Origin of the sequence: Streptomyces sp. NPDC001027 (assembly GCF_040299045.1) — a bacterium.
GTDB lineage: Bacteria > Actinomycetota > Actinomycetes > Streptomycetales > Streptomycetaceae > Streptomyces.
The window spans coordinates 23,153-36,561 of record NZ_JBEPBI010000074.1 but is presented as its reverse complement, the minus strand read 5'-3'; the positions used below and the strand labels follow the sequence as shown (position 1 = coordinate 36,561).

10 protein-coding genes and 1 pseudogene are annotated in these 13,409 nt (G+C 65.9%); 4 read left to right on the top strand and 7 right to left on the bottom strand.

What is annotated here, in order from left to right; genetic code table 11:
• Positions 1-512: 512 nt before the first annotated feature.
• From ABT300_RS21340 to ABT300_RS21325, 4 genes are all read left to right on the top strand, one after another.
• Positions 513-707, top strand: coding sequence for a hypothetical protein (locus ABT300_RS21340; protein WP_351677981.1), 195 nt, complete (start codon positions 513-515; stop codon positions 705-707).
• A gap of 402 nt (positions 708-1,109) precedes the next feature.
• A complete protein-coding gene (locus ABT300_RS21335; protein ID WP_351677978.1) occupies positions 1,110-2,288 on the top strand; it encodes a DNA cytosine methyltransferase in 1,179 nt (392 codons plus the stop codon).
• Between the two features lie 69 nt (positions 2,289-2,357).
• A complete protein-coding gene (locus ABT300_RS21330) occupies positions 2,358-4,445 on the top strand; it encodes an AAA family ATPase (RefSeq protein ID WP_351677976.1) in 2,088 nt (695 codons plus the stop codon).
• Entirely contained in the window at positions 4,442-5,311 is an 870-nt protein-coding gene (locus ABT300_RS21325; protein ID WP_351677973.1) for an HNH endonuclease, read from the top strand. Before ABT300_RS21330 ends, ABT300_RS21325 begins: the two co-directional genes overlap by 4 nt.
• Before the next feature lie 14 nt (positions 5,312-5,325).
• Here the strand turns inward: ABT300_RS21325 and ABT300_RS21320 are convergent, their stop codons facing one another.
• The 7 genes and pseudogenes from ABT300_RS21320 to ABT300_RS21290 form a co-directional block, all read right to left on the bottom strand.
• A complete protein-coding gene (locus tag ABT300_RS21320) occupies positions 5,326-5,811 on the bottom strand; it encodes a hypothetical protein (protein ID WP_351677970.1) in 486 nt (161 codons plus the stop codon).
• Between the two features lie 673 nt (positions 5,812-6,484).
• On the bottom strand, positions 6,485-6,907 hold the full coding sequence (locus tag ABT300_RS21315) for a hypothetical protein (RefSeq protein WP_351677967.1): 423 nt from the start codon (positions 6,905-6,907) through the stop codon (positions 6,485-6,487).
• Between the two features lie 771 nt (positions 6,908-7,678).
• Positions 7,679-7,768: pseudogene (locus ABT300_RS21310) on the bottom strand (GNAT family N-acetyltransferase); the annotation flags it as partial.
• Between the two features lie 187 nt (positions 7,769-7,955).
• Entirely contained in the window at positions 7,956-8,690 is a 735-nt protein-coding gene (locus tag ABT300_RS21305) for a TSUP family transporter (protein ID WP_351677964.1), read from the bottom strand.
• A 159-nt stretch (positions 8,691-8,849) separates the two neighbouring features.
• Entirely contained in the window at positions 8,850-9,356 is a 507-nt protein-coding gene (locus tag ABT300_RS21300) for a DUF3761 domain-containing protein (protein WP_351677961.1), read from the bottom strand.
• 147 nt (positions 9,357-9,503) lie between these two features.
• Positions 9,504-10,139, bottom strand: a complete 636-nt coding sequence (locus ABT300_RS21295) for a hypothetical protein (protein ID WP_351677958.1) — start codon at positions 10,137-10,139, stop codon at positions 9,504-9,506.
• Between the two features lie 125 nt (positions 10,140-10,264).
• On the bottom strand, positions 10,265-13,348 hold the full coding sequence (locus ABT300_RS21290; RefSeq protein WP_351677955.1) for a helix-turn-helix transcriptional regulator: 3,084 nt from the start codon (positions 13,346-13,348) through the stop codon (positions 10,265-10,267).
• Positions 13,349-13,409: the final 61 nt, after the last annotated feature.

The following is a 13,409-nucleotide window of genomic DNA, read 5'->3' as shown; positions in this document are numbered from 1 at the left end:
CAAGCATCTCCCGGGACCGGACACAGGTGCCGCCATCTGTTGAGTAACAACCTTCTCTACTGGTTCAAGGCCCGGCTGCGCTCCGCTCCGCCGGGCGCGCTCCCGGCTCCGCTGCGCGCTGCGCTCCTGCCTTCGGCCCGCTCCGCGCACGCTGCGCCGACGCGCGCACGTATGGAAAGGGCAGGTAGCCATGAAGCGATCACCGCATAGTGCGGCCCAAAGTCAATGCAATGCCCCCGGCGGGGGATCGGCCGCCACCGGGATGGAGGGGGCACCATCTGCGACTGCGGGTCCGTAGTGGCGTGCGTAGGGAGCTCCCTTCCCGTCCACCGCCGACCCAGGCAGAGCCGAGCAGACGCGGCCCAGGGGCGTCAAGGTCGTTCGTACAGTAGCGCGCTCCACCTTGACGCCAGGAACCACGCCCGCTCCACGGTGTGTGGGTCGACGGCGGACGGGATGGGAGCTGGGGGAAGGAGTCGGCCGCGCCATCTATCCTTTGGAGCAGGGGTGCCATGACCGATCGAGAATGGTACGACGACAGCGACTATGAGAGCGCAGTCGAGCGGTCCGAGCGGGTGACTCGGGTGGGATGGACCGCGATTCTGGGCGTGACGGGACTGGTCGGCGTTGCCGCGATCGCTGCCGTTGTGGTCTGCCTGGCCGCGGTCGTCGGCATGGTCTATGTCGTCATGGTCGTCAACCGGTAGCACGTCACTCAGCTTGTGCAAGAGAGCCTTGCTGGTCTGACACCAATGCCGGACACCAACAGCCACGGACGGTGGCGATCGGCCCCGGATGCCAGCGGCCGAGGGGCCCGGGCGCAGAACGGATTTGCCAAGGTTCCTGGCTACCCATGATCGACCTGATAAAGATGAGGCCAGACCTCAAAACCTTTGCCTAGTTCGAGCGCCGTCCACACCATCGGCCGGCGCTCGTTGCCTTGACTCGATCATTGAGACTCCACCGCCCTGGCGGCACCAGGCGCAGCAAACCAGAAACTGAAGATCGGCGCTTCGCGGCACGGATACGATGCCCCCTCAGCTGAACTTTCGGCCGGGAGCAGCACCCACGACGGCTCGGTGTCAGCGGGACGTGCGATCATTCATGCCATGCCTGAAACAGCACCCCAATCGACCCAATTGTCCGTTGCTGGCCTGTTCGCCGGGATCGGCGGAGTCGAACTGGGTCTGCAGGCCTCAGGCATGCACACCAAGCTGCTGTGCGAGTGGTGGGAGCCAGCTCAGGCTGTGCTAGAACACCGCTTTCCTGATGTTCCCCTCCACGACGACATTCAGACCCTACAGTCACTCCCTGACGTCGATGTAGTGACTGCTGGCTTCCCTTGTACTGACCTATCTCAGGCCGGGAGAACTGCAGGAATCCACGGCAAGGCTTCTGGGATGATTAAGAATCTTTTCGATCTCCTAGAAACCGCATCCCCTAAATGGGTGGTCGTCGAGAACGTTCGAAACATGCTATCCCTAGACCGGGGAACAGCCATGGAGTATCTGGTAACTCAATTCGAACGGCTTGGGTATTCTTGGGCGTATCGACTCGTAGATTCCAGGTTTACCGGCGTCCCACAGCGCCGTCAGCGGGTAATCCTGGTCGCTTCTCAGGTAGCAGATCCGCGCACAGTACTGTTTGCAGATGACGCTGGCGAACGCCCGGATTCCGATTATCTCGAAGATGCATTTGGCTTCTACTGGACCGAAGGAAACACAGGTCTCGGGTGGGCTCAAGACGCAATCCCCACGCTCAAGGGTGGCTCGGGCTTGGGAATTCCCTCTGCACCCGCAATCTGGATTCAAGACGCCCAGGTCGGCCATGCGATCGTGACCCCACAGATCACAGATGCTGAAGCGCTCCAGGGGTTCCCGCGCGGGTGGACAGAACCAGCAGAGAGCCGCGGTCGCGCTAGTCTTCGCTGGAAACTTGTCGGAAACGCCGTCACCGTTGGTGTGTCCGAATGGCTGGGCCGGCGATTGTCGCAGCCTGGTGCCCCCATCAACGCAGCTGAAGTGGACTTGCCAGAAGGAGCCAGGTGGCCGACCGCAGCATGGGGGCACGATGGCACTCGCCGGGGGGTGAGCGTCAGCTTCTTCCCTGAGAGGCGCCCATACGTGCACCTGCTGGATCTGCTCGATGCAAGGGCTGCTGCACCGTTGAGCCTACGAGCCACGTCTGGGTTCTACGGCCGTCTCATGAAGAGCCGCCTGCGCTACCCAGAGGCCTTTGCATCGGCCCTCAAGGAACACATCGAGCAAGCAGCCGCCGAGTGCGCGTAGCTGTCGGTGGGTCACGAAGAATCTGACAAACAGCTGTTGTCCGCTGATCTTGGCAGCTAAGGTGTCGCCGTGTCCTTCGCCGATCACTTGCAGCAGCTCACGGAGATCCTGGAAGAAGTGGATCACCCCGCTCCCAGCGTGAGCAAATACCGTGAGCTCCAGCTACTGCTGTCGCAGCACACGGGCCTTGATCCTCAGCTGATTTATCCGACCTACGCGAGCAAGGCCGGCAACATCAGCGTTCGCAGCGGCCAGTCGAAGCGGGCCAAGAGTGCCAAACTCATGGTGTTTGTAGTTAAGCGCGCAGACCAAGATGAGGCAATTCGGCGAGCTGCTCGCGAGTTTGCAAATCACGAGCACAAGCCTGTCTTGATTCTGCAACAGGACCCTGGCTCATTGTCTTGGCTCCCCACATACGGGCTTATGCCCGTCGGTGACCAGCTGGCGGTCGACATCATGTCATACCTCCACACGACGTTTGGACGCTTTACAGTCGAGCGGCATCCGCACAATGTAGATGCGAAGGAGGTGCCAACAAGCCTGAACGAGCGGACAGATCCCCTTCCGTTCGTGGTGCTACCTCACCGAGATGCCGGATTCAAGACGGTCGGAGAATCACTTGTACTCGTACCCGACGGGTGGGACGACTACGGCTTCAAGACGCTCTACGATCTCTACTATTCAAATAATCTAGGGATCCTTGAGGCGATCGGCCAGGTAAAGATTGGGCATGCGGAACAGTCTCATGGACGCCCCCCGCTTCCTGAGGAGTTCATGACTCTAGGGGAGGGATTCTTTTCCCTGGGACAGGATGCGGGATACTACGATCGGCTCAATGAGCTCAAAATTCGCAAAGTAGCACTCCCTCCGCTTCGCGACATTTCTCTCGACGCCGCCTTATATAACCGCGTCATCGAATACGAGATCACCCGCACTTCACTTCTGCGATATGTCGAACCATCAACAATTGAGTTGCAGTTTCGACGAATCGCACATGGCGGCGTCAAATTGCGCGACTTTGTTTTCCAGTACGCGTCTCCACCAGCAAACGATGATGACTCGCCAATGGAGCTTCGATTCGAAGTCCTAACCAACAGCGAACCGTCTACCAACATTCACGTCGTAATTGGCGGGAACGGTGTCGGCAAAACGACACTGCTCCGCGGCATGTCACACTCCTTGGCTTTGCCAGCCGGCGTCGAGCAAGAGGGCGCAGGAGTATTCACTGACCTTGAGGCAGACTGGGAACCCGGGCGAGATCCGTTCCCATTCTCCAATGTCGTTTTTGTTAGTTTCAGCGCATTCGATTCTTTCGCTTCCACCCCGAGCACCACCTCTCTGGCGGAGCCTGCCACACTGTTCGATGAAGGAAGCCCTCAAGTTCCGCTCGCATATATCGGATTGGGAAGTTTTGATGACGGCGAGGCACGGCTTCGAGACATTCACACTCTCGGAACCACATTCGTCAACAGCGTGGAGAAGTGCCTAGGGAATGATTCTCTACGACACAGGTGGCTTCGCGCCATGCAAGCACTTGAAGTGGATCCGCTTTTCCGTGATCTGAATATTCAAGAGGCCGTATCTGAAGTTGCGTCTGGCGTCGATAGCGATCTGCAGCGGGCGCAAGAAGCGGCAAAGTTGATGGACGCCTTCAATAGGGCAAGCTCCGGCCATAAGATAGTTCTACTTACTATCGCCCAACTCGTACGCAACGTACGTGAACGATCCCTCGTCCTCTTCGATGAGCCGGAGTCTCACCTGCACCCACCTTTGCTGGCGGCCTACACACGCGCACTTTCTGATCTTTTGACGGAGGCGAATGGTGCTGCAATCATTGCAAGCCATTCTCCAGTACTGCTGCAGGAAGTGCCCCGGAGCTGTGTATGGAAACTGCGACGAAGCGGTGGTGAGTCCATCGCTGAGCGACCACAAATCGAAACCTTCGGTGAAAATGTAGGGGTTCTGACCCACGAAGTATTTGGTCTTGAGGTCACAAAATCGGGGTACCATGCCGAGCTGCAACGAGCAGTAGCCGATCCGCAATCGGACTCGTTCGAAGCGGTAGCCAGCAGATTCGGCAACCAGCTGGGTAGCGAGGCACAAGGAATCGTCCGGATCATGCTGGCCGTTAAGGCCGCGGGGGGCACAAAACAGTGATTCGCATTCCTCTGCCCAGGGTAAGTTCCAGGGAAGCCTATGCGGCTTGCCTTGAGATGATTAAAGATCCCGAGACGAAAGAAGCCTACGAGGCCGCGATCGAATTCGTCGAGAACTGTGTTTCACAATTTGAGCGACACGCTCAAACACAGGATCTCCATCTGCTGGATTCCTGCGACTTCAGACCCGAGAGTGATAGCAAACTCGCTATCACGTCGAAAGACCTGTCCGACAAGCTATACACCGATCGCATGGCACACGCCAAATCATCTGGGCGTCGAATATACGATCAGATTCAACTGGCGGCACCTAACGGCGTTTGTCCACTTTGCGGAATACGTCGAGTGACAACACTCGACCATTACCTCCCCAAGGCATCTTTCGCAGCACTCTCCGTAGCCCCGCTAAATCTGATTCCAGCCTGCTCCGACTGTAACAAGTTCAAGCTCGACGTCGCTCCGACCATAAAAGAAGAACAAACTCTCATTCCTTACTTCGAAGACGCCTCAGATGTGCAATGGCTTCGGTGTGACGTCATTACAGAAAAGCCCGCCACTGTCTGGTTCACAGTCGTCGATCCTCCCCACTACCCCACAACCCTTATCAATAGGTTGCGGCATCACTTCAAGGTATTCAGGCTCGGAGAGCTGTACGCGCATCACGCGAATACAGACATGAGGAGTATTCGAATGGTGCTTCGTGGTCTATTCGAAAGCTTGGGCCCGCAAGGCGTGAGAGATTACCTTAAGGATCACGCAAAAAGTGCGTACGAAGCTGAAGGTGGCAGATGGAAATCTGCTATGTACAACGCCCTAGCGGAGAGCGACTGGTATTGCCGTGGCGGGTTCGATGCGCAAGCTATCTGATCATGAGCAGCGGATCAGGCCGACCGTCTGGTGTCGGGCAGATCTAGCGGCTCATGGTTATGCCACAAAAGGTGACGGTCGCCGCTGCGTAGCTCCGCGTCTCCCCACTCAAGCCGCATAATCCCCGTATCCATCGCGCAAGCGTAGGCCAGAAGGACTACGCCGCCGTCTGGGGCGAGCTGTCCCAGGTCCTTATGGAACTCTTGTTCCTGGATCTCCTCAAGTCCGAGATCCAATTCACCCTGCATGGGCTCAGGGCCGTGGCGCCGGATGAGGTCAGCCCGAAGGCCAACGGCGCGACGCAGTCGAGCCGCCGTAACCGGTACGTCTCGCTTGGCATAGCGGATCGGATAGAGCACCTGCCCAGCGACAACCATGACCGTGCGCGCCTGCAGACGCACTGCCGTGACGCCAGGGAGATCAGCGAGCCCCGCTTCCAATTCCTCGTACTGCGAGGCATGTAGACCATGGCCATAGGCTTCCAGGGTCTGCGTGCCCACACCTCGGTGCCCATCCCGCGCACGCTCGTGAGCTCTAGCAATACACTCTGGGATGCGCTTGGCCAGTGCTATTGCCAACTCGCCGAAGACACTCTGTGACCACGGTGTGTTGGCACTCGGATCCCTCATGTTGTTCCCCCTCCTACTCACGTCACCGTCAGAGGCAACTGCCAACTTGACGGTGACGTGGAGTCAGATCGACCACAAGGGTGCATGGCCGGCGTCTTTGTGGGAGGCCCGCAGCGGAGCCGGTGTTGCGCCATCAACTTGAGCTCGCGCGGATACCGCTCAAGGCTGCCTCACGGCTGGTAGGTACCGCGATGACGGTTGCTGACCTCTGGACTATCTGTGGACAGAGACCCGAGAAATTGGCCTGATCAAGCTGCTGACCAGCACGTTGTCCGCGAGGCAAAAGGGCCTCCGGAGCCGTGTGCGCAGGTTCGAATCCTGCCGGGGGCACCTTGTATCAGGTGCCCGAAGACCCCGCCATCAGCGCTTTCGCTGAGGACGGGGTCTTGGCGTATGTGCAGCCGTGTGCCGCTCGGAGCGGCCGTATGTCGGGGTCCGTGGACGGGATCTTGGAGCGTTCTCCCAGGTGAGCCTCGCAGAAACAATGTGGCCCCAGATACCGGGACAGGTGTGGGGGCCGCATCGCAATGCGGTACCGGTTCCCCTAGTCGGCGGTGACGCCCCAGTAGGCGATCTGCGCGGGCCTGCCGTCGCGGTAGAGCACTGTGCAGTTCCCTTGGGCGCGGTCCGGAAAGTCCAACTGCTCGGAGTCGAGTGCGGCGTCCCACTCCTCGTAAGTGGGTCGGCCGTGAGGAGCCCACGCTCGCACCTCGTCGTCGGTCAGCGGCCGCATGAACGGACCGTCGTCGGTGTCGGCGGCCTCGATCATGAGAGGGAAGTCCAACACGGAGCCCGTGCCGCCGGTGAAGATGTGCTCCTGCCACTCCGGGTCTTGCCACAGTTCCTCGACGGACCGCCCCTCGAAGCCGTGGGTGTCCCGCGCCAGCTCGTCTTCCTGCTCCTGCCGGAACGCGGCCGCCACATCACGCTGATACGGGCCCGTATGAGTCCATGCGTTGCCACCCATCCGCGTCCCCTCTCTTCGAACTGCTTGTCCAGGAGCGGAGCGTAAGAGACGGCACTGACAGGGCGCCCCGCCCCGACGACGGTCACACCCTGGAAACCACCCACAGCCCCATCAGGGAAGGCCGGCACCTCGCTGAGACGCACCGGCTCAGGCCCGACTCCAAGCCTGGCGATGCGAGCGACGTGGTACACCTGCTCCACCTGGTCGACCATGAGAACGCCTGAGAGCGGAGTGAGGGCCGATACCTGGCGCTCCTGGTACACCCGGACGTCGAGCTGCGTAGCAACTGCCTTCAGCTCGGTGACACCGACGAAGACGAGCACCGGCTCCACCAGTACCGGGAAGTCACCATAGTGCTCAAGCACTCGGGCAACTCGCTCTGCCTCCGCCCGGCTCTTGCGTGCGTAGGGCGGCCCGCTTGTGGTGGTGCTTCGCATTGATGCTGAACACTCCGCCGGGCCCGGTCAACAAGTGATCGACATCCACTTTGTTGGCCAAGGGACGGAGTGCAGGACGCGCCAGCCGTGGGGCCGTAAGCGGTTCAACTCGGCTCCCACTCGCCGCTCCCCCGCCGATCCCTTTCGCCAGGAGTCCCCATCCGAGGGCTGCCGCAGAAGCCGTGAGACGACTCGCTCCATCAGTCCCGGGCCTGATTCGGCGAGCAGATCTCGCAAGGAGTGCCCGGGAGGCACGTCGTCGCGGCACTCCCGTAAGACCGTGATGTCCCCCGTCCTGACGTCCGCCCAGCCGACCGCGGTGCCATCCGGCAGGTGTTTCGTAGCGGCGCAACGGTCCATCAGGGGCTTGCTCGTCCCACGAGTCCGGACGGCGGTCGTACGCGGCGTAGCCCAAACCCAGGTACTGAACAGGGTCGAGGTCGTGTTGAAGTTGTCAGCCCCTGATCCGGTGCACGCGGACCTGGCGTCGTGCGGTGGGCAGGGTCCGACCACCTGTCCATCCCAGCGCACCGGCGACGGGCCGGGCGGTCGTCACCGGCGGCTTCGTCGTCGGCGAGGCTTCCCCGGGGCGGGTGGTGCCTGGTGTGGTGTCAGAGCAGCCCTTGGGCGCCCTTGGCCAGGACGGAGAGGCCGCCGGTCAGGGCCAGGGCGAAGATGAGCCGGCGCACCCAATCCTCGGGGATCCTCGGTGCGAGCGCCCTGCCGACGAGGGCGCCCGCCACCATGGCGCCCACGGCCACCGACCAGGCCGGTCCGCTCAGCCGGGGCACGCCGTTGGCGGCCACCGAGAAGACGTTCACCAGAATTCCGTAGAACTGCGCGTTCGGCACGAACTCACGGACCGACCAGCCCGCATTCACCGCGTACAGCGAATACGGCGGCCCTCCGACTCCGGCGGCGGAATTCATGAATCCGCCCACAGCTCCTGCGGCGACAGCGCCTCTCCTCCCCGCCAGAGCCGGTATGCGCGCGCCTCCCATGACGGAAGCGACGGCCAGCGTCACCAGGATTCCGATGCCTGCCAGCAGCACGGGCTCCGGCAGTCGGGCCGCCACCCAGGAACCGGCGGGCACCGTGCACGCCGCGGCGATGATCAAGGGGATCATGGCGCCGACGCGTACCTGCCGCCACCCCGCGGTGAGGCCCACGGCGCTGATGGCTCCGGCCACGCAGTTCGCGAGGCCAACGCCCTGGGCAGTCCCGAGGACCAAGACCAGCGCGGGCACCGCGATGAGTGCGAAACCCATGCCGGTCAGCCATTGGACCGACGCACCCAGCATGACTGCGCCGCCCAGCAGTAACTCGGCCGCCGCTGCGCTCGCCACAGCTCACACCCACCGTCATCCGAGATGATCTACGCCATCCTCTCCAGAGGAAGGCCGCGAACGCAACGGCGCGGCACGACACGGGGAATTCTTCTGCACGCACGCGGGCGTCGGTCCGGTCTCCCGACGACGGGCTGCAGTCCTTGGCCCTGGTGTCGGTCAGCGGTAGAAGACGGAGACGCCGCCGTGGTGGGAGCAGGCGCCCTGGTGGTGGGCGGCGTACGAGTACGTGCCGTCGTTGCACAGGGCCGTCGCACCGCCGCCCGAGGAGCTGGAGCCGCCCGAGGAGCCGGAGCCGCCGCCGGACGACGAGCCGCCGGACGTCGAACTGCCGCCTGTTCCCGACCTCGCGGCGGCGTGCGCGGTGACGGTCACCTTCACCGTGACCGTCTCCGTCACCGTCGGCGCGGGCTCCGGCCGGGCGGTCTCCGTCGCCGTGGCGGTCGCGGTGACCGTGGCCGTGACCGTCGGCCGGGTCTTGTCGCTGACCGCCGTCTTCGTCGTGTCCGGCTTCTGGTCGTCCGCGCCGGCGCTGCCCACACCGATGAGGAACGCCAGGCCCAGCGCGGGCAGTACGAAGCGTTTGCGGGCCCACCTCGGTGCGGGACGGGCAGGCGGCGACGCGGGCGGAGGCTGCAGCGGCGGTTGAGGCGGGTAGTAGCTCACGGGGCCCCCTGGTGACGTGCGAGAGGGGCGAAACTACCCACACCGGGGCGTCAACTGTGAGGAAATGGTGAGGAAGTTGACCCAGTTGTGACCTTCTGGCGGCCCGTCGGCCGTGCGCGCAAGGCGGTTGACAGGTGCGGGCCGCGGTCAGGCTGGGCGCTCTTCCGGGGTGAACGGGCCGGTCGCGGGGGCGACGCACTTGTCGACGACGGTCTGCTCGCCGGCCGCCGAGCCGTCCAGGCAGAGCCGTCCGCCCCGGTCGCGCAGGTCGAGGAGGAAGCGCGTGGCCGTGCCGGACTGCTTGAGATCGTGGATGCGCTCGTCGATGTAGCCGAGGTCGTTCAGGATCTTCCTGACCTTGGCGGGGGTGGGCTCCGCCAGATTCCACAGCGCCTGGGCGATGCGCTGTTCATGGAGGTTGCTCGCGCACCAGTCGCGAGCGTTCAACTCCACCTCGGGGCCCGCCGTGGGGGCGATCGGCTCGACGTCGCTCGGCGGCCTCTCCCCCGACGGCGACGTGTGCGCCGGGCCCGACGGCGGCGCCTGCGGCGGAGCGCTCGCGGGGCACTGCCGCGCGATCTGCTGCAGCATCTCCGTGAAGGCCACGCCCTGTTGGGCACCCGCGCTGTCGGCGCGGCTGCCCGGCGATCTGTCCGCGTCCGGCTTCTCGGCGCCGCAGGCGGTGAGCGCCAGAGTCGCGAGAGCCGCCCAGGCGAGCGTCGGCCGCAGGCGGCGCGCGGAGCGGGCGGTCGTGCCGGTCGGTGCGGAGGTTCGATTTCTCATGCCCCGAGTCTGGAAGCAGGGCGTGGGCCACCACGTGAGCACGCGTACTCAGTTGCTCGGGCGCAGTCACTCAGACGTCGACGTAGACACGCCCCGGCGGCGACGCGCAGCTGATCACGCCTGGCTCACGAGCCGACGCCCATGCCGATGCGGGTCATGAGACGGGTCAGCGCCGAACGGGACGGCACGGCGAGCTTGCGGTAGACCGAGGACAGGTGCGTTTCGACGGTGCGCCGGCTGAGGTGGAGCCGGGCGGCGATGTCCTGGTTGCTCAGGCCCTCCGCCAGCAGCCCCGCCACCTCGATCTCACGTGCCGTCAGCTCCGACAGTTCCGCCGGGACGGCGGGCGTGCGGGGGACGACCTCGGGGCGGATCAACTCGGCCAGGTCCACGAGCAGTCGGGCGCCGCCGGCGACGGCGATGCGGTGGGCGCGGCGCCACATGGCGGCGGCGCGTTCGCCCTGGCCGGTGCGCCGCACCAGGGGCGCCGCGCGGAGCAGGCAGTACGCCTCCCACAGACGCTGACCGCAGTCGGCGTACTCCTGGGCGGCCGCGTCGAGGAGCCGGACGGCCCGGTCCGTGTCGCCGCGGTGCTCGGCCAGCGACGCCTCGGCCCGCCGGGCGGCCGCGCGCTGGCCTTCGAGGCCGAGCCGGTCGGCCTCACGCGCGGCCTGGGCGGCCCAGCGTCGGGCCTGGTCGAGGTCGCCCGTGGCGAGGGCCGCGCCGGTGAGCGTGTCGAGCTGGCCCGGACGGATCGACGGTTGCAGCAGGGGGAGTTCGCGGCCGCCGCCGGCCGTCGTGATGGCCTCCTGCGCGCGGTGCGCGTCGCCGCTCACGAACGTGGCGTGCCCGAGCATGCACCACGCCAGGGCGGGCCACCAGCCCTTGCTCCCGCTGGTCGCGGCGACGGCCTCCTCTGCGGTGGCCAGGGCACTGGTGTCCCCGAAAGGGCGGCTCAGCAGCAGCACGAGCGTCTTGACGGCGAGGGTGAACGCCAGAAGGTCGGGGCTGCCCGCGGCCCGCGCCAGGGTCTCCGCCTCCTCGGCCGCCTCCAGCGCGGACGGCAGGCGGCAGGTGGTGAGGTGGACGAACGCCTTGCTCGTCAGCAGGTGCGGCAGGACGTGGAGCCGGCCGCCGCGCCGGGCGATGTCGAGCCCGCGCGTGAAGTGCCGTTCGGCGTCCGGGTAGCGCTCCAGCAGGACTTCCGCCCAGGCCAGCCAACTCAACGACTCGCACAGGTCCGTGAGGCCGGGGTCGGTCAGTGCGTCCGTCAGCCGGGACGCGGCGTCGGTGTGCCGGACGGCCGCCGCCGTCTCGCCCTCGTACGCCTCGCCCAGGGCGGCCAGCGCGAGGGCCGCCGCCTCACCCGCGCAGTCGCCGTCGGCTCGGGCGAGGGAGACGGCTTCCGCGACGTCCGCGCGGGCCTCGGGGTAGGACGCCGTCAGCAGGGCGGACATGCCGAGGGCGAGCCTGAGGGAGACCGCCTGCCCGGGAGAGGGGCTCGGACGGCGGGACAGCTCGCGACGCAGCAGAGCGGTGGCCTCCGGGGAGTGGCCGAGGTGCCGCTCCACCACGGCGCACCAGGCGACGGCCTCCGTGCGCAGGAGCAGGTCCTTGCCCGACGTCTCGATCAGGTCGTGCAGCAGATCGCGGCTCTCGCGGAGGCTGCCGCTGACGCCGAGCGCCCGGGCGCGCGCCAGGACGAGTTCGTCTCGCCGCCGGGCGTGTCCGGGCGTGTCCGGCAGATGCGCGAGGACGACGTTCAGCAGGTGGGCGGCGGTGGCCGGCGCGGTCGACGCGCACCGAGCGGCGGACTCCTCCAGCACCGCGGCGGACTCGGCGTCCCAGCCGGTCATCGACCGCTCGACGTGGTGGGCGCGTTCGGTGGCGGGGGCGCCGCTGCGGGCCAGTGCTCGCGCGGCCCGCCGATGCAGCTCGGCGCGGCGCCCCGGGGCGATGTTCTCGTAGACCAGGGCCCGCACGAGCGGGTGGCGGAGCGCCCATCGGCCGCCCGGCGCGGCGCGCAGCACGTCCCGTGCCTCGAGCGCCCGGATCTGCTGCATCACGTCCGACACGTCCGACACGTCCGACACGTCTGATACATCCGACACGTCTGGTGCATCTGATGCGTTCGGCGCATCCGGCACCTCCGGGACGTCCGCCGTCTCCGGCGCCGTCTCCGGCGCCTCCGTCGGCTGCTTCGGCCCGTCCAGCTCCGACGGCGCCTCCACCGGCTGATTCGGCCCGTGCGCCCTCGCCGGCAATGCCTCGGCCTTCGGTGCGATCGCCTCGGCCACCATGGCGGGGGTGGCATGGGCGCCGAGCGCTGCCACCGCCTCGGCGACCAGGCGTTGTGACGCGGTCAGCGCGGTCAGCTCCTCGAGCAGCAGGACCGCGAGCCCGCCCTGCACTCCGACCGCGTCCGTCGCGCCGGGCCCGGTGGGGGCGCTGTGCGGGCGGGCTCCGCCGCGGTACGCGTGCAGCAGGGCGAGCAGGTAGAAGGGGTTGCCCTCGCTGGCGGCGTACAGCTGCTTCGCCTCATGCCCGGGAATGTCGGCGGCCAGCGTCCGGATGGACTCGTCCTCGGGGAGCGGGCCCAGCGTGAGGTGCAGGACGTCCGCGCTGTCGGCGCCGCGCGTCAGGGCCGCGGTCAGGGATGCGGGGGTCTGCCGGGCCCGCCGCGCCACGACCAGGAGGACCCGGCCGCGGGCGGGGTGCCGTATCAGGTGGTCCACGAGTTCCCGTGACGCGGGATCCGCCCAGTGCAGGTCGTCGATGGCCAGCACCAGGCCTCGTTCGCCCAGGCGTGCGAGGAAGGCGCTGATCGCACGGTGCAGTCCGAAGCGGGCGACGGCGCCCGAGTCTGACGTGACGGACGTGTCGCCCGGCGCCGCCTGCCGGATGCCGTGGAGCACCAGGTCCAGCTCGGGAAGTGCGGGGTCGGCGGCGACGACGCCGGGGTCGACGTCGGCGAGCGCGTCGGTGAAAGCCTGGAAGGGGACGTGCTGTTCGTACTCCGTGGCGCGGCCGCGCAGCACCGTGAGTCCGCCCCGGCGGGCCCGGGCGCAGACTTCGCCGAGCAACCGGCTCTTCCCGATGCCCGGCTCGCCGGCGATGTCGACGACCGCCGGTGCGTCGGGCAGGTCCGGGCCGGCCAGCAGGGCGTCAAGACGCGCGAGTTCCGCTGTTCTGCCCACCAGTTGTGTCACGCTCGCGCACCCTGCCCGCCCAGTCGGTCCCAGTTCCCCTCGACCATCCTAGAAGGGGCTA